General features: G+C 60.7%; 15 protein-coding genes. 4 read left to right on the top strand and 11 right to left on the bottom strand.

All coding sequences use genetic code 11. From position 1 onward, the window contains the following. The first annotated feature begins 45 nt into the window (after window positions 1–45). Genes RGV33_RS26530 through RGV33_RS26520 form a run of 3 tightly spaced genes read left to right on the top strand, consistent with a single transcriptional unit; the run spans window position 46 to window position 4338 of the window. A complete protein-coding gene (locus tag RGV33_RS26530; protein WP_322147215.1) occupies window positions 46–1170 on the top strand; it encodes a GNAT family N-acetyltransferase in 1125 nt (374 codons plus the stop codon). Next, the gene (locus RGV33_RS26525) at window positions 1170–2951 is read left to right on the top strand and encodes a sensor histidine kinase (protein WP_322147214.1); all 1782 of its coding nucleotides are present in this window, start codon (window positions 1170–1172) and stop codon (window positions 2949–2951) included. The genes RGV33_RS26530 and RGV33_RS26525 overlap by 1 nt, the downstream gene beginning before the upstream one ends. After that, window positions 2941–4338, top strand: coding sequence for a sigma-54 dependent transcriptional regulator (locus RGV33_RS26520; RefSeq protein WP_322147213.1), 1398 nt, complete (start codon window positions 2941–2943; stop codon window positions 4336–4338). The genes RGV33_RS26525 and RGV33_RS26520 overlap by 11 nt, the downstream gene beginning before the upstream one ends. Window positions 4339–5175: 837 nt before the next feature. Here the strand turns inward: RGV33_RS26520 and RGV33_RS26515 are convergent. The 8 genes from RGV33_RS26515 to RGV33_RS26480 form a co-directional block, all read right to left on the bottom strand. Continuing rightward, window positions 5176–5505 carry a GlpM family protein gene (locus RGV33_RS26515; protein ID WP_173860384.1) on the bottom strand — a complete coding sequence of 110 codons (330 nt, stop codon included), beginning with the start codon at window positions 5503–5505 and terminating at the stop codon, window positions 5176–5178. An 18-nt stretch (window positions 5506–5523) separates the two neighbouring features. After that, window positions 5524–6864, bottom strand: coding sequence for a sigma-54 dependent transcriptional regulator (locus RGV33_RS26510; RefSeq protein ID WP_322147212.1), 1341 nt, complete (start codon window positions 6862–6864; stop codon window positions 5524–5526). Beyond that, a complete protein-coding gene (locus RGV33_RS26505) occupies window positions 6861–8762 on the bottom strand; it encodes a sensor histidine kinase (protein ID WP_322147211.1) in 1902 nt (633 codons plus the stop codon). Before RGV33_RS26505 ends, RGV33_RS26510 begins: the two co-directional genes overlap by 4 nt. Window positions 8763–9067: 305 nt before the next feature. Then, window positions 9068–9802: an amino acid ABC transporter ATP-binding protein gene (locus RGV33_RS26500; RefSeq protein WP_322147210.1), complete on the bottom strand. Its 735-nt coding sequence runs from the start codon at window positions 9800–9802 to the stop codon at window positions 9068–9070. Beyond that, the gene (locus tag RGV33_RS26495) at window positions 9799–10470 is read right to left on the bottom strand and encodes an amino acid ABC transporter permease (protein WP_046384547.1); all 672 of its coding nucleotides are present in this window, start codon (window positions 10468–10470) and stop codon (window positions 9799–9801) included. The genes RGV33_RS26500 and RGV33_RS26495 overlap by 4 nt, the downstream gene beginning before the upstream one ends. Continuing rightward, entirely contained in the window at window positions 10470–11216 is a 747-nt protein-coding gene (locus RGV33_RS26490; protein ID WP_177084729.1) for an amino acid ABC transporter permease, read from the bottom strand. The genes RGV33_RS26495 and RGV33_RS26490 overlap by 1 nt, the downstream gene beginning before the upstream one ends. A gap of 195 nt (window positions 11217–11411) precedes the next feature. Next, window positions 11412–12338 carry a glutamate/aspartate ABC transporter substrate-binding protein gene (locus RGV33_RS26485; RefSeq protein WP_322147209.1) on the bottom strand — a complete coding sequence of 309 codons (927 nt, stop codon included), beginning with the start codon at window positions 12336–12338 and terminating at the stop codon, window positions 11412–11414. Between the two features lie 339 nt (window positions 12339–12677). Next, window positions 12678–15002 carry a TonB-dependent siderophore receptor gene (locus tag RGV33_RS26480; protein WP_322147208.1) on the bottom strand — a complete coding sequence of 775 codons (2325 nt, stop codon included), beginning with the start codon at window positions 15000–15002 and terminating at the stop codon, window positions 12678–12680. 124 nt (window positions 15003–15126) lie between these two features. On the opposite strand from RGV33_RS26480, the gene RGV33_RS26475 reads away from it, so the two are divergent. Beyond that, on the top strand, window positions 15127–15849 hold the full coding sequence (locus RGV33_RS26475; RefSeq protein WP_322147206.1) for a tetratricopeptide repeat protein: 723 nt from the start codon (window positions 15127–15129) through the stop codon (window positions 15847–15849). A gap of 48 nt (window positions 15850–15897) precedes the next feature. Here the strand turns inward: RGV33_RS26475 and glpD are convergent, their stop codons facing one another. The 3 genes from glpD to glpK all read right to left on the bottom strand — a co-directional run bounded on the left by glpD (window position 15898) and on the right by glpK (window position 19964). Beyond that, the gene (gene glpD / locus RGV33_RS26470) at window positions 15898–17436 is read right to left on the bottom strand and encodes a glycerol-3-phosphate dehydrogenase (RefSeq protein ID WP_322147204.1); all 1539 of its coding nucleotides are present in this window, start codon (window positions 17434–17436) and stop codon (window positions 15898–15900) included. A 172-nt stretch (window positions 17437–17608) separates the two neighbouring features. Next, window positions 17609–18364, bottom strand: coding sequence for a DeoR/GlpR family transcriptional regulator (locus RGV33_RS26465; protein WP_003208723.1), 756 nt, complete (start codon window positions 18362–18364; stop codon window positions 17609–17611). A 94-nt stretch (window positions 18365–18458) separates the two neighbouring features. Beyond that, the gene (gene glpK / locus RGV33_RS26460) at window positions 18459–19964 is read right to left on the bottom strand and encodes a glycerol kinase GlpK (protein WP_063027424.1); all 1506 of its coding nucleotides are present in this window, start codon (window positions 19962–19964) and stop codon (window positions 18459–18461) included. Between the last annotated feature and the right edge of the window lie 52 nt (window positions 19965–20016).

Genomic DNA, 20016 nt, shown 5'->3' with positions numbered 1-20016 from the left:
AAGCTCGCTCCTACAGGGAATTGGCCGTGAGCCTAAGGATTTGACGTGATTACCGCCCAAGCCTTTTCGACCATTCGGGCCATCGAACGCAGTGCCTGGAACGACTGTTTTCCCGGTGCCCTGGAGGATTGGGATTATTACGTGGCCGTGGAAAACGCTGCGATTGATGATTTTCAGTGGCGTTACCTGGCCGTGTTTGACGATGCAACGCTGGTGGCGGTCGCGCCGGCGTTCATCACGCATTATCGGCTCGACACCACGGTGTCGGGCATCGGCAAGCGCTTTACCGAGCGCCTGGAGCGACTGTGGCCGGGTGTTTTGCAGTTGGGCCTGTACGCCATTGGTTCGCCCGTGGCCGAGCAGTGCAATGCGGGGACGGCCAGCCATGTTCCCGTATCGCAACGCCAGGCGCTGCTCCAGCAGTTGCTGATTGCCGCCCGCCAGGATGCCGACGTGTTCGGTATCGGTCTGGTGGCCGTCAAGGATGCACCGACCAGGGATGAGCATTGGTCCAACAGTTGCCAGGCCGCCGGCTTTCAAAGCATGCCCAGCCTGCCGTCGGCATTATTGCCGATCCCTTTCGGTTCAGTGGACGCCTACCTGGGTTCCCTGGGCAAATCCACCCGCAAGGACCTGCGCCGCAAATTGCGCGCGCCGGGCCCACGGGTAGAGTGGCGGCGCAACATCGACGATGTGCTGCCAGACATCATGCGTTTGTACGAAGCCACCCTGATCCGTGCCGAGATGCAGTTTGAGCGGCTGCCCGTGGAGTATTTCACCGGTATCCTCGAACAGTTGGAAGAGCGCGCGGTCTGTGTGCTTTATTGGGTGGACGAGCAACTGGTGGCCTTCAATCTGGTGTTGTTGAACCAGGACCGGTTGATCGACAAGTTTTTTGGGCATGACATCGAGTTCAGCCGCGATTACAACCTGTACTTTCGCAGTTGGCTGACCAACGTCGACTACTGTATTCAGCACGATATTGCGGTGTATGAATGCGGCCAGGCCGGATACGCCAGCAAGTTGCGGCTGGGCTGTGAGTTTCAGGGCAACAGCATGTTCTTCCGGCATCGCAACTGGCTGGTCAACAGCGTGCTCAAGATAGCGAAAACGTTTTTCCGACCGGATCGATCCGACCCTGCCATGGCTGCTGCGATAAGCGAAACCTGATGATCAACAAGACCCGCCAGACTGCCCGCCCCTTTGCCATTTCGCGTTGGAGCGTCCAGCGCAAGCTGGTGCTGGCGTTTTGGCTGGTCAGCGTGATCCCGACCATGATCGCCGCCGAACTGGCGGCAACCACGTTGTCGCAGATTTTCGACAGCAACGTACGCATCTGGCTGCAGGAGTCGACCAAGATCGTCAAGGACGAGATCGGCGACATCCTCCACGACAACGCCCGGGTCGCCCAACTGTTCCTGCGCTATACCAAGCCCCCGTCTTCTCGCCAGGCGGCCAGGCATGACAAGCTGACCGCCGACATTGCCGCCGCCACCGACATCGATGTGGTAGCGCTGATCCGCAGCAGCGACCACAAGATTGTCTTCAGCACCGCCGCCGACGACGTCGTCAAGCAGATCAGCCTGGCCAGCAACGCCGTGCTGCAGACCGTCCAGGTAGGCGGCGTGAGTACCGGGGTGGTGGTGTCGACCTTTGAAACCAGCGAGGACGGTGTCGACTACCAGTTGTTGGTGGCGACCTACCTGGACAGCAGTTTCCTCACCAGCGTGGCCGATGTGCACTCCCTGGATTTGCGCCTGTACCTGGCAAACCCCACTGGCTTCTCGGAGATTTTCTCGACCCAGCGCTTTGAAGATCACCCGACCAGAATCCCGGCGAAAATCGAAGACGTGTTGCGCAACACCAAGCAGCCCAGCGAGCAGTTCACCAATAATTACAGCGGTTTGTACTGGCCCATCTTCAACGATGCCGGCGAGCTGCAAGGCGTGATTTTCAGCGGCCTGCTGCGCCACACCAGCCTGGTCGGGCTGGTGAACCAGAGCAATCTGTTCGTGCTGATCTTCCTACTCAGCTCGGCATTGTCCCTGGGCGCCGGGATGCTGGTGTCGCAACGCCTGACGCGCCCGCTGCGGGATTTGTCCCAGGGCGTCAGCGCGGTGATCTCCGGTAACTACCAACACCGCGTGGCGGTCAGTGGCGGCGACGAACTGGCGCAACTGAGCAGCACCTTCAACCACATGACAGAGCGCCTGGGCGAATTGCATCACCTGGAAGCGCAACTGCGTCGGCGCGACCGCCTGCATGCCCTGGGCGAGGTTGCGATGGGCCTGGCCCACGAAATTCGCAACCCGCTGGGCATCATCAAGACCGCCACCCAGTTGCTGCACCGGCGCGCCGACCTGCCGGAAACCGACAAGCGCCACCTGGAATACGTGATCAGCGAAGTCAGCCGTATCAACGACCTGATCACCGAGTTTCTCGACTTCGCCAAGCCCAGCGCGCCGTTGCGCACCCTGCAACCGGCGCGGCCACTGGTGGAGGAAATCCTTGGCTTCTGCGGCCCGGAGCTGTCCACCCATAATATCGACGCACAAATCGACGACCAGGCGCCTGGCGCGACGATTTACGCCGATGCCAAGCAGCTCAAGCAGGCGTGCCTCAACCTGATACTCAACGCCATCGACGCGATGCCCGAAGGCGGTCGGCTGACCCTGGGCATCAGCACCGTGGACCACAACACCGTAATCAGCATTGCCGATACCGGCCAGGGCATTCCGGCGGACATGATCGAGCGCATCTTCACGCCATTCGTCACCACCAAGGCCTCGGGCACGGGGTTGGGTCTGGCTAAAGTCTTCTCGATCATGGAAAGTCATGACGGCAGCATCGAATGTGTCAGCGAGAAAGATGCCGGCGCCACCTTCAGCCTGTACATTCCGGCTCAGGGTGACGACGACGACGGCGATGATGAGGATGGTGATGACGCATAACGTATTGGTAGTCGACGACGAACCCAAGCTCTGTGACCTGCTCTCGTCGGCCCTGAGCCAGAGCGGCATCCAGGTGTTCACCGCGGGTAACGGCTTGCACGCGCTCAAGGTGCTGGAGCAGGAAGACATCGACCTGGTGATCAGCGACTGGCGCATGCCTGGCATGGATGGGCCGGCGTTGCTGGCTGAGATTAAGGTGCGCTACCCGCAGTTGCCGGTGATCGTGATGACCGCCTACAGCACCGTGAAAAACGCGGTGCAGTCGATGCGCAACGGCGCCTACGACTACATTGCCAAGCCGTTCGACATCGACGAGCTGGACATCACCGTGGCCAAGGCCCTGCAGTTTCGCGACATCATGCGCGACAACGCGCGAATGCGCGCCGAGCTGGATGAGCATGCACAGTTCGACAGTCTGGTGGGTGACAGCCCGGCGTTTCGCCGGGTGCTGCACGCTGTGGACTCGGTGCGCGACAGCAACGCGACGATCCTGCTGACCGGCGAAAGCGGCACCGGCAAGGAAATGGTCGCCCGCGCCATTCACAAGCATGGCAACCGCGCTGACAAGCCGTTTGTGGCGGTCAACTGCGCGGCGATCCCCGAGGGCTTGCTGGAAAGCGAGATGTTCGGCCACCGCAAGGGTGCCTTTACCGGCGCGGTGGCGGACCGGGTGGGGCGTTTCATGCAGGCGGACAAGGGCACGCTGTTTCTCGATGAAGTGGGGGACATGCCGTTGGCGTTGCAGGCGAAAATCCTGCGGGCCTTGCAGGAGCGGGTGATCGAGCCGGTGGGCGACCCACGCGAGCGCAAGGTGGACGTGCGGGTGATTGCGGCCACCAACAAGAATTTGCTGGATGCGGTGGCGAACAAGGAGTTTCGTGAAGACCTTTACTACCGCCTGAATGTGTTTCCGATTCCGCTGCCGGCGTTGCGTGAGCGGGTGGAAGACATTGCGCCGCTTGCCCGGCACTTTGCCCAGACCTTGAGTGCCACGGCGGGCAAACGCATTACCGGTTTCAGCTCTGAGGCGTTGCAGGCGATGGCGGCGTATTCCTGGCCAGGGAATATTCGTGAGCTGCAAAATTGTGTGGAGCGCGCGACCATTGTCGCGGCGACGCCGGTGATCGAGGATATTGATTTGCCGGCGTATTTGTTTGCTTCGCGACCTGCGCAGGACGGGGTTGGGGTGATACTTGGCGACGGGCCGGGTGTGCCGCAGGATCTGGATGCGGCGCTGGCCGAGGTGGAGAAGGCTTACATCATGGCTGCGTTGCAGGAGAGCAATGGCGTGCAGGCCGCGGCTGCGCAGAAGATCGGGATTTCCGAGCGCAGCTTTTGGTATCGGTTGAAGAAGCTGGGGATTCAGGTGGACAAGATTGTTCGCTAGGGGGCGGTGAGCGGTTGTTTGGGGGGGAGTGCATATCCGTTATTTAGGTAACGGCCGCTTGGGGTTCCGCTCTTACAGCGGGTCACTTTTGAAAAGCGCAAAAGTAACCAAAACGCTCTGCCCCGCCTGTCGGCGCCTCGCCTAGGCTCGGCGTTCCCTCACTCCGGAATTGCTCCGCGGGCCGCCGCGACGGCCCGTCCCTGGCCCGTCGCGGCTAAACCGGCGTCCTGCCGGTTTACCCGCTCCTCAATCCCTGCGTTCGGCCTCGGGCTGAATGGGGCAGTTAGATCAAGATCAACAGCAAGATCAAGTGCACGGCGGCCTGAAAGCCGACCTGAGTGTTAAAAGCCAGAGCAAAAGCTGTAGGAGCTGGCTTGCCGGCGATGCGGGCAACTCGGTCTTTCAGATACACCGCGGCGATGCCATCGCCGGCAAGCCAGCTCCTACATTGGAACCGTGCCCGCTTTAGCTTTTGATCTGGCTTTTAACACTCAAGCCGGCCTGTAGGCCGCTGTGTTCTTGATCTGCTTGTGAACTTGATCTTAGGCGCCCCGTCAACCACGCTGGCCGAACGCAGGCTTTGGAGCGTGGGTAACCCGGCAGGACGCCGGGTTAGCCGCGCTGGGCCAAGGATGGCCCATCGCGGCGGCCCACGGTCCAAAGCCTGCGTGAGGGCACACCGAGCCTAAGCGAGGTGCCGAGTGGTGGGGCAAGAGCGTTTTGCTTACTTTTGCGCTGTTCAAAAGTGAGCCGCTGTAAGAGCGGAACCATAGGCGGCCATCACCTGAATAACGGATATACACCCCCACCCAGCTCCAAATTTTTGATAGGCGTATGTCAGGCGTGCAGGCGAACCCACACGCTGACCAACACCGTAGCCGCCATCAACCACGCCACTGCCGCCACCGCCAGCGAGGCCTCCAGGCGCATCCGGTCAACCATCACGTACAACGTCGCCAGGTACACAAAGTACGGAATAATCGACCACATCCCGAACACGATGGTGGTCTTCAAATCCTCCACCGAGCGACCCTTGCCCACGATGTAATGCGCGATCAACGCGAACGTCGGAAACAGCGGCACCAACCCGGCGATGTAATAATTTTTGGTCTTGGCCAACGCCGCCAGAATCAGCACCACTCCCGCGCCCAATGCCGCCTTCAACAATAAATCCACAGTGCACTCCTAGTGGCTCAACCCGTATTTCTTGACCTTGTCGAACAGCGTGGTCTTGGCCATCCCCAGTTCCTGGCTCGCCTGGGTCAGGTTGCCGCCGCTGCGTTGCAAGGCATCGTTGAGCAGGTTGCGCTCGAAGGCTTCCACCGCTTCGGTAAAAGCCAGCCCATGGTTGCCGCTGCTGGCGCCGCTCTTCTTGAACGCCGGCAAGCCCAGGGCAAACCGCTCGGCCACGTTGCGCAGTTCACGCACGTTGCCCGGCCAGTCGTGGCTCATGAGGTTGGACAGGGTCTGGTTGTCGAGGTCCGGCGCGGTGCGGTCGAAACGCAGGGACGACTGCTGCAAAAAATGTTCGAACAGCTGCAGGATGTCTTCACGGCGCTCGCGCAAGGGCGGTAGTTCCAGCGTCACCACATTGAGGCGGTAGTACAGGTCGCTGCGAAACTGGTTGGCGCGGCTCAGGTCGTCAAGGTCGGACTTGGTGGCGGCGATCACCCGGCAATCCACCGCCACGCTCTGGTTCGAGCCCAGGCGTTCCAGGGTGCGTTCCTGCAATACCCGCAGCAGTTTGATCTGCAGGTTCATCGGCATGCTTTCCACTTCGTCGAGGAACAGCGTGCCTTCGTGGGCGTGTTCGATCTTGCCGATGCGGCGTTTGCCGGCGCCGGTAAACGCGTTGGCCTCGTGGCCGAAGATTTCGCTTTCGAACAGGTTTTCTGGCAGGCCACCACAGTTCAAGGCAACGAACTGGTGGGAGTGCCGCCGGCTGAAATCATGCAAGCAGCGGGCGACCAGTTCCTTGCCGGTGCCGGTCTCGCCTTCGATCAGCACGTTGGCCGAGGTATCGGCGACGTTGGCGATCAGTTCCCGCAGGTTCTGCATGGCAGGCGAGCGGCCGATGATCCGGCCTTCCAGCGAGTCGCGCTCGGCCAGTTGCCGGCGCAGCGACCAGACTTCCCGGGCCAGCCCGCGTTGCTCGAGGGCGCGGCGGGCGACGTCCACCAGGCGCTCGGGGGAGAAGGGTTTTTCCATGAAGTCATAGGCGCCGTTGCGCATCGCGCCCACGGCCATGGAGATGTCGCCGTGGCCGGTGATCAGCACCACTGGCAGGCTTTTATCCAACGCCTTGAGCCGGGTCAGCAACTCCAGCCCGTCAATGCCCGGCAGGCGGATATCGCTGATGACAATGCCGGCGAAGTTTTCACCGACGCGGGTCAGGGCTTCTTCGGCGCTGCCTACGCCCACGCTTGGAATGTCTTCCAGGGCGAGTGCTTGCTGGCAGCCGAGCAATACATGGGGGTCGTCTTCGACGATCAGGACGGTCAGGTCGGTGGTTTTTTCTGCGTTCATTTCGACTCGACGTGTTGAGGGCTCGCCAGCGGCAAACTCAGGACAAAGGCAGTACCACCGCCGGCCGGATGCTCGACGGCAAGATTGCCGCCGGTGGCCGCCGCGAGGCTGGCTGAAAGCGTCAGGCCCAGGCCCAGGCCTTGCTCGCCGGGTTTGGTGGTAAAGAACGGTTCGAACAAATGCTTGCGGGTCTCGGTATCAATACCGTGGCCGTTATCGCGCACCCGCAGGCGGTATTTGCCCTCGACGATATCGCCGTCCAGCCACAGTTCGGGGGCCGGTTGCGCTTGCATCGCGTCCAGGGCGTTGCCGATCAGGTTGACCAGGATCTGCTCCAGGCGTGTCTGGTCGATTTGTAACTGCGCGCTGGCGAAGTGGCGGTGCACCGTCAGCGGCAGGGTTTCCAGGCGACTGCCGAGGATCTGCAACGTGGCGTCCACCGCCTTGCCCAGATTCGCTTCGCCCTGGTCATCACCGCGCCGGGCAAAGGAGCGCAGGCTGGCGGTGATACGGCCCATGCGGTCGATCAGCTCGTTGATGGTCTTGAGGTTGGCACTGGCGGTGTCCAGCGCCCCACGCTCAAGGAAGCGCACGGTGTTGCCCGACAGGGTGCGCAAAGCGGCCAGTGGCTGGTTCAATTCGTGGGCGATGCTGGTGGACATCTGGCCGATGGCCGCGAGCTTGCCGGCCTGTACCAGTTCGTCCTGGGCCCGGCGCAGGGTTTCCTCGGCCTGGCGCCGCTCGCGGATCTGGCTTTTGAGCCGTTCGTTGCTGGCCCGCAGGTCGGTGGTGCGTTCGGCAATCCGTCGCTCCAGCTGGTTATTGGCTTCTTGCAACGCCTCACGGGCGGCAAGGCGGGTGGCGATCACCTTGCGCCGCTCGTTCCAGGCAATCAGCAGGAACGCCACCAGGGCGAAGGCCACGGCCACCAGGATGCCCTGGTTGATGGCGGCCCGGCGCAGGTCATTCAGTGGGGTGAGCAGGGTGAAGTTCCACGGTGTGTCGTTCAGCGGGCGGGTCTGGGCCAGGAAGCTGACTTCCTTCTCGTCGGCCACCACTTCGGTGTTGGCCGGGAAGGTGAGTTTTTCCGTGCCTTCGCTCAGGCGCTCGCGGGCCAGGGGTTGCAGTTCGTTGAGGGTCGCCCAGTAATATTGCAGGCTGCGGGCCAGGCGTTCCTTGGTGTCGTCGCTCAATGGGCGCACGGCCTTGAGGCGCCGGGCCGGGTCGCTGGAGAGGATGATGATGCCGTTCTCGTCACTGACGAAGGCCTCCAGGCGCGCTCGCTGCCAGCGTTCTTCCAGGGCTTCGAGGCGCACCTTGACCACGGCCACGCCGATGATCTTGCCGTGTTCTTCCAGGCCATGGGCCAGGTAGTAGCCAGGTTCGCCGTTGGTGCTGCCGATGCCATAGAACCGGCCGGGCTGGCCGCGCACGGCGTTCTGGAAATAGGAGCGAAAGGACAGGTCTTCACCGAGGTAACTGTCGGCATCGCGCCAGTTGCTGGTGGCCAGTACGCGTCCGGTGGTGTCCATCACATAGATGGCTCGGCTGCGGCTGCGCCGGTTCAGGCCTTCGAGGTAGTCGTTGACCGTGGACCGGGTGTCAAAATTGGGGTCGGCCAGCAGCTTGGAGACGCTGGTTTCCAGCTCAAGCAGGCTGGGCAGGTACGTGTATTTGCTGATTTCGCTTTCGACGGTACGGGCATGCAGCTCCAACTGGCGCTCGCCGGTCTCGCTGAGGGTGCGGATCCCATAGAACTCACTGATCCAGAAGCCGACGTAACCCAGTCCGATCATCAGCGCGATGATCAGCGGCGGCAGGAACAATTGGCGAATCAGACGAGGCTTCACGGCAAGTGATGGCGGCGCGGCGCGAAAGAGGTTGGGGTCGCATTTCATCACAGATGCCTTGGGTCAACCAGTGTGAGCACGGGCCTGTTCTGGGTGGGTGTGGCCAGGAGCTTGTGTGGTGAGCGGGCTTGCCCCGCGCTGGGCTGCGTAGCTGCCCCAAAACCAGTCAGGGTGATTTGCCTGGAAAAGCGCGATGACCGTATTGGGGCTGCTGCGCAGCCCAGCGCGGGGCAAGCCCGCTCACCACAGTAAGCCCGCTCACCACAGTAAGACTGCTCACCACAGTAAGACTGCTCACCACAGTAAACCTGCTCACCACGGTGAACCCGTCCCACGGGAGGACGAGGTCGCACTTAGTGCTGCAGGATTTTCTCAAGGAAGTGCTGCGCACGCTCGGAGCGGGCGCTGATGTCGCCGAAGAACTCCTCTTTCGGGCAGTCTTCGATGATCTTGCCGGCATCCATGAAGATCACCCGGTCGGCTACCTTGCGGGCGAAACCCATTTCGTGGGTCACGCACATCATGGTCATGCCTTCGTGGGCCAGTTGCACCATCACGTCGAGTACTTCGTTGACCATCTCCGGGTCGAGCGCCGAGGTCGGTTCGTCGAACAGCATGACGATCGGGTCCATCGCCAGCGCACGGGCAATCGCCACACGCTGCTGCTGGCCGCCGGAAAGCTGGCCCGGGTGCTTGTGGGCGTGGGCCGACAACCCCACACGTTCGAGCAGTTGCAGGCCTTTCCTGGTGGCTTCTTCCTTGCTGCGGCCCAACACCTTGATCTGCGCGATGGTCAGGTTTTCGGTAATGGTCAGGTGCGGAAACAGCTCGAAGTGCTGGAACACCATGCCAACGCGCGAGCGCAGTTTCGGCAGGTTGGTCTTCGGGTCGGCAATGGAGGTGCCATCAACCACCACGTCGCCTTTCTGGAACGGTTCCAGGGCGTTGACGCACTTGATCAGGGTGGATTTGCCCGAGCCGGACGGCCCGCACACCACGATCACTTCGCCTTTTTTAACCTCGGTGCTGCAATCGGTCAGCACCTGGAAGTCGCCATACCACTTGTTGATATTCTTGATAGAGATCATACGGCAAACCTTTTTTGCAGACGCTTGACCAGCAGCGAGGCGGAAAAGCTGATGATGAAGTAGACGACACCGGCGAAGATCAGGAACTCATTGGAGCGGCCGATGATGTCGCCGTTGGAGCGGGCGGAGTTGAGGAAGTCCACCAGGCCCACGGTGTAGACCAGCGAGGTGTCCTGGAACAGGATGATCGACTGTTGCAGCAGCAACGGGGTCATCTTGCGGAACGCCTGCGGCAGGATGATCAGGCGCATGGTCTGGCCATAGGTCATGCCCATGGCTTGGGCTGCGGCCATCTGGCCCTTGGGGATCGACTGCACGCCGGCTCGCACGATTTCGCAGAAGTACGCGGCCTCGAACATCATGAAGGCCACGACGCAGGAAGTGAACGCACCGATCGGTGTGTCTTCGCCGGTGATCCAGCGCAGCACGAACGGCACCGCCAGGTAGAACCAGGTGATCACCAGCAGCAGAGGGATCGAGCGGAAGTAGTTCACGTAGGCGCCGGCCAGGCGCGACAGCAGTTTGCTGGACGACAGGCGCATCAGGGCCAGGATGGTCCCCAGCACGATGCCGCCGACCACACCCATGACCATCAACTGCAAGGTCATGACCATGCCGTTCCACAGGCCCGGGATGGCAGGGATGATACCGCTGAAATCGAATTCCATTATTTACCCCCCACGGAGATCAGGCCGGGCACGGCGACTTTCTTCTCGACCACGCGCATCAGCAGCATCAGGCTCATGTTCAAGGTGAAGTAGATCAGCGTGGCCAGGGTGAAGGCCTCGAACAGGTTGGCCGAGAACTCGGCGGTCTGTTTGGTTTGCGCAAGCAACTCCATCAAACCGATCAGGGACGCCACGGAGGAGTTCTTGAAGACGTTGAGGAATTCGGAGGTAAGCGGCGGAATGATGATGCGGTAGGCCTGGGGCAGCAGCACGTTCCAGTAGATCTGCGGCAGCTTGAAGCCCATGGCGCGCGCGGCGGCTTCCTGGCCACGTGGCAGCGCCTGAATGCCGGTACGTACTTGCTCGCACACCCGGGCGGCGGTGAACAGGCCCAGGCACACGACAACACTCAGGTAGGCCGAGGTGGTCGGGTTGAGGTCTTGTTTGTACCAGTCTTGCAGGTTCTGCGGCAGCATGTCGGGTATCAGGAAATACCAGATGAACAGCTGAACCAGCAGCGGTACGTTGCGAAACAGCTCCACGTAGCAGGTCGCGATGCCCGATACGATGCGGTTTGGCACGGTGCGCATGACGCCGAGTACCGAGCCCAGCAGCAAGGCGATGATCCATGCCACGACGGCGATGGCGATGGTCCAGCCCAGTCCGGAGATGTACCAGTCGAGATAAGTCTCGCTGCCAACGCCGGTGGACTTGAAGAATACGCCCCAGTCCCAGTTGTAATTCATTAGGGTCTCCCCTCGAGATCGATCGATGTACAAGCACCCGCCTGGGGAAGATCCTTTCCCGCCCGGCGGTGAACGCCAGGCACACACGATCGGCTCGAAAACCGCCAGGTCGAGTGTTCCAAAATTAAAGCCAGCAGGTAGTAACAGACGCCTGAGGGAGCGTTGGCTCCCTCAGGACATAAGCGTAGTCAGGTATCAGATTTTTACGTCAGGCGCTGGCTTGTCGCTTGGAGTTGCGATCAGATCCTTTACCTTCTCGCTCATCGGGAAGTTCAGGTTCAGGCCTTTAGGCGGAATCGGGCTCTCGAACCACTTGCTGTAGATCTTGTTGATCTCGCCGGATTTGTACAGGCCGACGATCGCGTCATCCACGGCCTTCTTGAAGGCTGGGTCGTCTTTACGAACCATGCACGCGTAGGCTTCGAAGGACTGTGGAGTACCGGTGATGACCCAGTCGTCCGGCTTCTTGGCCTTGGCTTCTTCGCCAGCCAGCAGGGCGTCGTCCATCATGAAGGCAACGGCGCGGCCGCTTTCCAGCATCTGGAAGGATTCGCCATGGTCCTTGGCAGAGATGACGTTCATGCCCATCTGCTTGTCGGCGTTCATCGCCTTGATGATGCGCTCGGACGTGGTGCCGGCGGTGGTCACGACGTTCTTGCCTTTCAGGTCAGCGAAATCGCTGTAGGAAGGCTTGCCATCCTTGTCTTTCTTGACCAGCAGACGGGTGCCGATTTCGAAGATATTGATGGTGAAGTCGACCTGCTGGGCGCGTTCGGCGTTGTTGGTGGTGGAGCCGCACTCGATGTCCGCGGTGCCGTTCTGGATCAGCGGGATACGGGTTTGCGAGGTGACCAGGTTGTACTTGGTCTTCAGGTCGGGTTTGTTCAGGTCTTTTTTCAGGGCTTCAACGATGGCCAGCTGAATGTCGTGGGAGTAGCCCACGGGTTTACCCGAACCATCCGCGATGTAGGAAAACGGAATGGAGCTGTCGCGGTGAGCGAGAGTGATTGTGCCGGAGTCGTTGATTTTCTTCAGTGTGCCGGTGAGTTCGGCGGCGAAAACTGGAGTGCTGATCAGAGCAGCAGCGATAGCTGCGCCCAAAATATGGGGAACGATACGCATCAATACTTCCTCGACATTTGTTTTTTTTATGAGACCGATTAGGACGGCCACGTTTTTATATAAACAGTACTGCGAATGCCCATGACGGCTCCTGAGGCGCCTCAGGCAATCGCCTACGAGTGTAGAGCATGAGTCGTGCCAGGCCAGCGATAAAAGGTTAAGCGCATGATTTATATAGAGATTAACTTTATGTTACGGGGGATTGTGTCGCGCCAGATCCGGCAAACCGAATAGGCTGAGGTGTCGCGTTCGGAAAACCGAATGCCGGGCAGCGTTTATAACGCCCATGAAAAAGCCCCGGGAGCGTGGCTCCCAGGGCTGCTTGGTGTGGCTTTTTCGTCAGAACGTATAGTCAGCCGACACAACCGCCGCACGCCCATCGCCGGGTACTGCCCAACCGTTGTTACGGATGCGGGTCAGGTAGTCCTTGTCGAACAGGTTGTTGATGTTCAACTGCAGGTTCAGCTGCTTGTTGACCTTGTAGCCGAGCATCGCGCGCTGTACTGCGTAGCCGGGCGAAGTCGGTGACCCGGCGGCGCTGACCAGGTACTGCTTGGTTTGCGCCGTTATCCCGTAGCCCACCTGGAAGTTGTAGGGCAGGTCATACACCGTCCAGATGCTTGCCGCATGTTTGGGGGTGAAGGTCAGCGGTTCGCCTTTCTGCACGTCGATGCCAGTGGTCGCCAGGGTGTAGTCGCTGGCGCTGCGCAGCACGCGGGTGTTCAGGTAGGTGTAGTTGGCGAAGACTTTCCAGCGGTCGGTGATCTGACCGCTCAGGCCCAGCGCCACACCGTCGGCACGCGCCTTGCCGTCCAGGGTTTGCGTGCCACTCAGGTTGCTCGGGTCGTTATCGGCGACTTTGTAGTTGGTGCGGTCATTGCGAAAGATCGCGCCCGTCAGTGACAGCGCATTGTCGAGCAGGTCCCATTTGGTGCCGATCTCATAGCTGACGGCGGTTTCCGGGGAAACGTCGCAGTTGTTGGTGGCCACGCTCGAGGTTTTGGCCGGGGTGTAGCAACCCCCGTTGACGCTGGCTTGCGACGGCGTCTTGCTGTTGCCATAGGCGATATAGAAGCTGCCATTTTCCACCGGCTTGTAGACCAGCGCCATGCGGTAGGACGTCAGGTCATCTGCCTGGCCATAACGTATGCCGGGGGTTTCCACGCCGGTGCTGGAGTAGGCGTTGGTCACCGAACTGCCGGCGTTGTGCTCGTAACGCAGGCCGCCATTGATTTCCCATTGCGGGTTGAGCTTGAGCGTGTCGAAGGCATAGGCGGCGCGGTTGTTCAGCGCGCCATCGATGTGGGCGGCACGGGTGAAGTTGACCGGCCCCGTCCAGTCCGAGTTCGGATCGCTGTAGCTGACTGGTGGCGGGACTATCGTGCTGCCGTTGGCATTGGTCAGCCATTTGCCGGTATCCGCCTCGTACTCCTCGCGGCTGATGGAGATACCGGTCACCAGCGTGTGGTCGATGAAACCGGTGCTGAAGTGGCTGGTGACGTCGGTCTGGTTGGTGAACATTTTGTTCTGGGTATTGCGCTCATTGCCCAACGAACCACCGCTTGGCTGGAAATAGCCCGGTTTGAGGCCTGCTGCGCAGGGAGCGCCCGTTATCTGGGTGCCACTGGCCAGGCAACCGGTCAGTGCACCTTCGGGGCCGGAAGCGCGCAGGTCCTGGCGAACGCGCTCGACGCGGGTGAAGTTGCGCACGGACACGGCGTCGTTGAAGTCGTGTTCGAGCTTCAGGCTGAACGAGTCCGAGGTGATCTGCTGGTCATTGATGTTGTGGTAGCCGTAGTAATCGCTCCAGCCCACACCCGGCATCGGCTTGCCGTTGTAGATCGGGATGCCGTATTGCGGCGTGTTGTTGTCTTTCTGGTGCTCATAACTGACGGTTACGCGGGTTGGCGTGCCCAGGCCAAAGGCAATGGAAGGCGCGATGCCCCAGCGTTCGTAATCTTCATAATCGCGACCGGGCACATCGTTACCATGGGCCATCAGGTTCAGGCGAAACGCCGTGGTGTCGTTGAGCGTCTGGTTGGTGTCCAGGGTGGTGCGCTTGTAGTTATCGGTGCCGATGCCGGCACTGAGGGTGGTTTTGTCGCGCAGCTCTGGTTGCTTGCTCACCAGGTTGATGGTGCCACCGACCGCGCCGGAACCTGAGTACACCGAACTCGCACCGCTGACGACTTCTACCTGTTCCAGGTTGAACGGGTCGGTGCGGCTGTATTGCGCGCTGTCGCGTACGCCGTCCACGTAGATGTCGCCGCTGGCGGAGAAGCCACGCAGGTTGATGCTGTCGCCGTAGCCGCTGCCGCCTTCGCCAGCACCGAAGGTGATGCCCGGCACGGTACTGAGCACATCGCGCAGGGTCAGCAGGTTCTGGTCATGAATGACTTCCTTGGGCACCACCGTGATGGTCTGCGGCGTGTCGCGCAGTGCCTCGGTGTACTTGGGGGATGAAGGAGCCACAGGGTTGTAGACGCTCTGGCTCGGCGCCTGGCCTTCAATGCTGGTCGCGCCGAGCTGAATGACGCCTGTGGTGTCGTCTGGTGCGGCGTCCGCCGCATAACTGAATCCTCCTTGCGCAGCCACTGCCAAGCCCACTGCCGACGCGAGCAAATGCCGCGATGAAAGGGGGGCAGAACTGATCCCGGTAGCCATTGAGTAATCTCTTGTGGGTGTTAGTGAGATGCGATCGTAATTGATAAGCGATCTCAAATGTAATACTTTGTAACCAAATAATTCATGAAACTTTTGCGATCCTTGATCGCCACGTGGGGCACCAATGCAGCGTGCACAACCAGGCAGTGAGCCGTCTGATATCGGTAATAACCCGCGTGCCTACGTGCGCTGGGTGATGCATGCCGCTCAATTGGGTGATGCGGATGCACAGGCGACCCTGGCCCAGTTGCTGCTTGACGGTCATGGCGTGCAGAAGGATGAGGCGCTGGCGTTGAGCTGGTTTCGCATCGCCGCCCGGCAGCGTCACCCGATGGCGATCAACATGATCGGACGTTGCCTTGAGAACGGGTGGGGCTGCGAAATCGACTTGGGCGATGCCGCGCAGCATTACCGCAAGGCTGCCGATCTGGGCCTGGAATGGGGCTTGTATAACTACGGCCAGTTGCTCACACGGGGCCGCGGCGTGGAGCGCGATCTTGGCGCGGCGTATGAGTTGTTCCGCCAGGCTGCGGCCAAGGGCCACGCCAAGTCGATGAACCTGTTGGGGCGGTTCCACCATGAGGGCGTTGTGGTGCCCAGGGATGTTCAACTGGCGCGGCAGTGGTATCAGCGTTCAGCCGAGGCCGGAGACTTTCGTGGGCAATACAACCATGCCTCGGAGCTGGCTGAAGACGGCGACGAGGCGCAGGCTTGCCTTTGGCTGGAACGGGCACTTGCGACGGCTACACCGGGGTTTCTCCACGCGGCTTATCCAGTGTTGCTGGGCTCTGCCTTCTCCGGGATTCGTGATATGGGCCTGCGTTATCAGCGTCATCTTGAGGCATGAAAAAGCCCCTGGACCTTTCGGTGCAGGGGCTTTTTTACAACAGGGCAATCAGGCGGCTTCGATCTTGCCGCGATTGTGCTCAACCTTCGACAGGTAACGCTGTACGTTTTCCTGTTCTTGCGGGGTAGTGAACAGCCCCAGCTTGCTGCGGCGCCACAGGATATCGTGGGGCTGCGTGGCCCATTCCTCGGCGCACAGGTAGTCGACTTCACGGGTGTACAGGCCGCCACCGAGGTGCTCGCCCATGTCGGCCAGCGACTGCACGCCTTCCAGCAGGCGCCAAGTGCGGCTGCCGTAGGTGGTGGACCAGCGACGGGCAATCTCGCTTGGCACCCAGTCGTGCTTGCTGCGAATCGCATCGGCCAGGGCCTCTGGCGTGCTCATGTTTTCGCCGCCGGGCAGGGTGGCTGTGGCGGTCCAGCTTGGGCGCATCTGCGTGAAGTACGGCGCCAGTTGTGCCATCGCCGACTCGGCCAGCTTGCGGTAGGTGGTCAACTTGCCGCCGAACACCGACAGCAACGGCGCCTCGCCCGAGGTGCCGGACAGCGCCAGGGTGTAGTCGCGGGTCACGGCCGACGGGTTGTCGGATTCGTCGTTGCACAGCGGGCGCACGCCCGAATAGGTGTGCACGATGTCATCGCGGCTCAACTGTTTCTTGAAATGCGCGTTGACCACGTTGAGCATGTAGTCGGTCTCACCTTCGGTAATCGCCACTTTCGCCGGGTCGCCGGTGTATTCGCGGTCGGTGGTGCCGATGATGGTCAGGTGATTTAGGTACGGAATGGTGAAAACGATGCGCTGGTCTTCGTTCTGCAGGATGTGCGCGTGGGCGCCTTCGTACAGCTTCGGCACGATCAGGTGGCTGCCCTGGATCAGACGGATGCCGTAGGGTGAATCCAGCTTCAAGTCATCCTTGATGAACTTGGCCACCCACGGGCCGGCGGCATTCACCAGCGCACGGGCGCGGATCGAGAACAGGCTGCCGTCGGCACGTTCCATGTTCATTTCCCACAGGCCTTTGCTGCGGTGCGCGCTGACGCAACGGGTCTGGGTGTGGATATGCGCACCCTTTTCCCGCGCGGCCATAGCGTTGAGTACGACAAGGCGAGCGTCGTCGACCCAGCAGTCGGAGTATTCAAAGCCTTTGGTGATTTCGCTTTTCAGCGGGCTGTCGGGGCCGAACTTGAGGCTCTTGGAGCCTTCGAGTTTTTCCCGCTTGCCCAGGTGGTCATACAGGAACAGGCCGGCGCGAATCATCCACGCCGGGCGCAGGTGCGGGCGGTGTGGCAGTACAAAGCGCATCTGCTTGACGATGTGCGGGGCCTTGGCCAGCAGCACCTCACGTTCAGCCAGGGCTTCGCGCACCAGGCGGAATTCGTAATGTTCCAGGTAGCGCAGGCCGCCGTGGATCAGCTTGCTGCTGGCGGAAGAGGTATGGCTGGCCAGGTCGTCCTTTTCACAAAGGAATACCGACAAACCGCGCCCGGCTGCGTCTGCTGCGATGCCGACGCCGTTGATCCCGCCACCGATAACGGCAACGTCATAGACTTCGGCAAGCGGTGGGGCAGGCAAGGTAGAAGGGTTCATCGGCTGGCCTCGCAATCTTTTCGTATTGGAATTCGAACATAAATGTTCATTTGCGAAAATGGTAGCGTATAAACGCAGGCACAGCCAGCCCGCTTCGATTGAAAATACTGATCGAAGGGCGAAGAAAGGAAAATATGTGAACATCAGGGGGCGGAACACCCCCTGTATAGGCTTACACCACTTCCAGCCGAATCTTGTGCTGATTCAACAGTTGCACCAGCGCCGGAACCGGCTGCTGATCGGTGACTAAACAATCAATCAAACTGATAGGTCCCAGGCGAATCATGGCGTTGCGCCCGAATTTGCTGGAGTCCGCCGCCAGGATTACCTTGCGCGCGTTGGCAATGATCGCTTGGGAAACCCGCACTTCCTGGTAATCGAAATCCAGCAGGCTGCCGTCTTCATCGATGCCGCTGATGCCCACCAAGGCGAAATCGACCTTGAACTGGTTGATAAAGTCGACGCTGGCCTGGCCCACCACGCCACCGTCACGGCGCACGTTGCCGCCGGTCAGGAGTACGTCGAAGTCGTCTTTGGCACTGAGCATCATGGCGACGTTGAGGTTATTGGTGATGATTTTCAGGTGGCTGTGGTTCAGCAGCGCACGGGCGATCGATTCGGTGGTGGTACCGATGTTGATAAACAGCGAGGCGTGATCGGGGATTTGCGCGGCGATGGCTTCGCCGATGCGCTGTTTCTCGTCGCGCATCTGGTCGGCACGCATGGCGTACGCGGTGTTTTCAACGCTGGAGTCGTAGGCTGCGCCGCCATGGTAGCGGCGCAACAGATTGGCTTCCGCCAGTTGATTGATATCACGGCGGATGGTTTGCGGGGTGACAACGAAGAGCTGCGCCATTTCCTCGATACTCACATAGCCGCGTTCGCGAACCAGTTCGAGGATTTGTTGCTGGCGGGGAGGCAGATTCATGGTGCGTCCTTTGGGCTGCCGTAAAAAGTGGCCCATGATGACGCAGGAATCTGCTCCCTGCCAGTTACAACCCTATGTGGGTCCGGCGCTTGGCTTATTCAGCGCCTTCGTGGGGTTCCCAGTCGCGGGTGCGGCTAACCGCTTTTTGCCAGCCGGCGTAGAGTTTTTCCTTCGCCGCCTCTTCCAGTTGCGGTTCGAATTGACGCTCGATCACCGCCTTGCCGCGCAGTTCGTCCAGGCTGCCCCAGAAACCGCACGCCAGGCCGGCCAGGTAGGCGGCGCCCAACGCGGTGGTTTCGCGCATTTGCGGGCGCTCAACCTGGGTGCCGAGGATGTCGGCCTGGAACTGCATCAGGAAGTTGTTGGCGACCGCGCCACCGTCTACCCGCAGGGATTTGAGGCGTTCGCCGGAATCCTGCTGCATGGCATCGAGTACGTCGCGGGTCTGGTAGGCAATCGACTCCAGGGCTGCACGAATGATGTGGTCCACGCGTACGCCACGGGTCAGGCCGAACAGTGCGCCACGGGCATACGGGTCCCAGTACGGAGCGCCCAGGCCGGTGAAGGCTGGCACCAGGTACACGCCGTTGCTGTCCTTGACCTTGCCGGCGAAGTATTCGGTGTCGGTGGCATCGGCGATGATCTTCAACTCGTCACGCAGCCATTGCACGGTGGAACCGCCGTTGAACACGGCGCCTTCCAGGGCGTAGGCCACTTCGCCACGCGGGCCGCAGGCGATGGTGGTGAGCATGCCGTGCTTGGATTTCACCGCCTTGTCGCCGGTGTTCATCAGCAGGAAGCAGCCGGTGCCGTAGGTGTTTTTCGCCTGGCCCGGTTCTACGCACATTTGGCCAAACAGCGCCGCCTGCTGGTCACCGGCGATACCGCCGATGGCGATGCCGCTTTTGGTGCGGCCGTAGATTTCCGAGGAAGACTTCACTTCCGGCAGCATTTCGCGCGGCACGTCGAGAATCTCCAGCATCTTCGAATCCCACTCCAGCGTGTGGATGTTGAAGAGCATGGTGCGCGAGGCGTTGGTGTAATCGGTGACGTGGGTCTTGCCGCCGGTAAATTTCCAGATCAACCAGCTGTCGATAGTGCCGAACAGCAGCTCGCCGTTACGCGCACGTTCGCGGCTGCCTTCGACATTGTCGAGGATCCACTTGAGCTTGGTGCCGGAGAAGTACGGGTCAGTCACCAGGCCGGTGGTGTCGTTGATGTATTGCTCGTGGCCGTCGCGCTTGAGCTGCTGGCAGATCTCGGTGCTGCGGCGGCATTGCCAGACGATCGCGTTGTAGATCGGGCGGCCGGTGATTTTGTCCCAGACCACGGTGGTTTCACGCTGGTTGGTGATACCGATGGCCGCGACCTGGTCATGGTGCAGGCCGGCTTGTGCCAGGGCCTCGACCATCACCGCGCTCTGGGTGGCGAAAATTTCCATCGGGTCATGTTCGACCCAGCCGGCTTGCGGGTAATGCTGGGTGAATTCACGCTGGGCGGTGCAGACCACATTGGCGTCACGATCAAAGATAATCGCCCGGGAACTGGTGGTGCCCTGATCGAGGGCAATGATGTAGTTCTTATTCTGAATGTCGGTCATGTCGATTGCCTTGGACGGAGAATAGGGGAGTCAAGTAAACAGCCTGGGCGGC

It is taken from the genome of Pseudomonas sp. Bout1, from assembly GCF_034314165.1.
GTDB lineage: Bacteria > Pseudomonadota > Gammaproteobacteria > Pseudomonadales > Pseudomonadaceae > Aquipseudomonas.
This window is presented reverse-complemented; position numbering and strand designations above follow the sequence as displayed.

Excerpts from the sequence above, each read along its gene's own strand:
- glpK (WP_063027424.1), bottom strand. The coding sequence starts at position 19,964 with ATGACCGACATTCAGAATAAGAACTACATCATTGCCCTCGATCAGGGC.
- RGV33_RS26525 (WP_322147214.1), top strand. The coding sequence starts at position 1,170 with ATGATCAACAAGACCCGCCAGACTGCCCGCCCCTTTGCCATTTCGCGT.
- RGV33_RS26475 (WP_322147206.1), top strand. The coding sequence starts at position 15,127 with ATGCAGCGTGCACAACCAGGCAGTGAGCCGTCTGATATCGGTAATAAC.
- glpD (WP_322147204.1), bottom strand. The coding sequence starts at position 17,436 with ATGAACCCTTCTACCTTGCCTGCCCCACCGCTTGCCGAAGTCTATGAC.
- RGV33_RS26490 (WP_177084729.1), bottom strand. The coding sequence starts at position 11,216 with ATGAATTACAACTGGGACTGGGGCGTATTCTTCAAGTCCACCGGCGTT.
- RGV33_RS26495 (WP_046384547.1), bottom strand. The coding sequence starts at position 10,470 with ATGGAATTCGATTTCAGCGGTATCATCCCTGCCATCCCGGGCCTGTGG.
- RGV33_RS26485 (WP_322147209.1), bottom strand. The coding sequence starts at position 12,338 with ATGCGTATCGTTCCCCATATTTTGGGCGCAGCTATCGCTGCTGCTCTG.
- RGV33_RS26465 (WP_003208723.1), bottom strand. The coding sequence starts at position 18,364 with ATGAATCTGCCTCCCCGCCAGCAACAAATCCTCGAACTGGTTCGCGAA.
- RGV33_RS26505 (WP_322147211.1), bottom strand. The coding sequence starts at position 8,762 with ATGAAATGCGACCCCAACCTCTTTCGCGCCGCGCCGCCATCACTTGCC.
- RGV33_RS26520 (WP_322147213.1), top strand. The coding sequence starts at position 2,941 with ATGACGCATAACGTATTGGTAGTCGACGACGAACCCAAGCTCTGTGAC.
- RGV33_RS26480 (WP_322147208.1), bottom strand. The coding sequence starts at position 15,002 with ATGGCTACCGGGATCAGTTCTGCCCCCCTTTCATCGCGGCATTTGCTC.
- RGV33_RS26510 (WP_322147212.1), bottom strand. The coding sequence starts at position 6,864 with ATGAACGCAGAAAAAACCACCGACCTGACCGTCCTGATCGTCGAAGAC.
- RGV33_RS26500 (WP_322147210.1), bottom strand. The coding sequence starts at position 9,802 with ATGATCTCTATCAAGAATATCAACAAGTGGTATGGCGACTTCCAGGTG.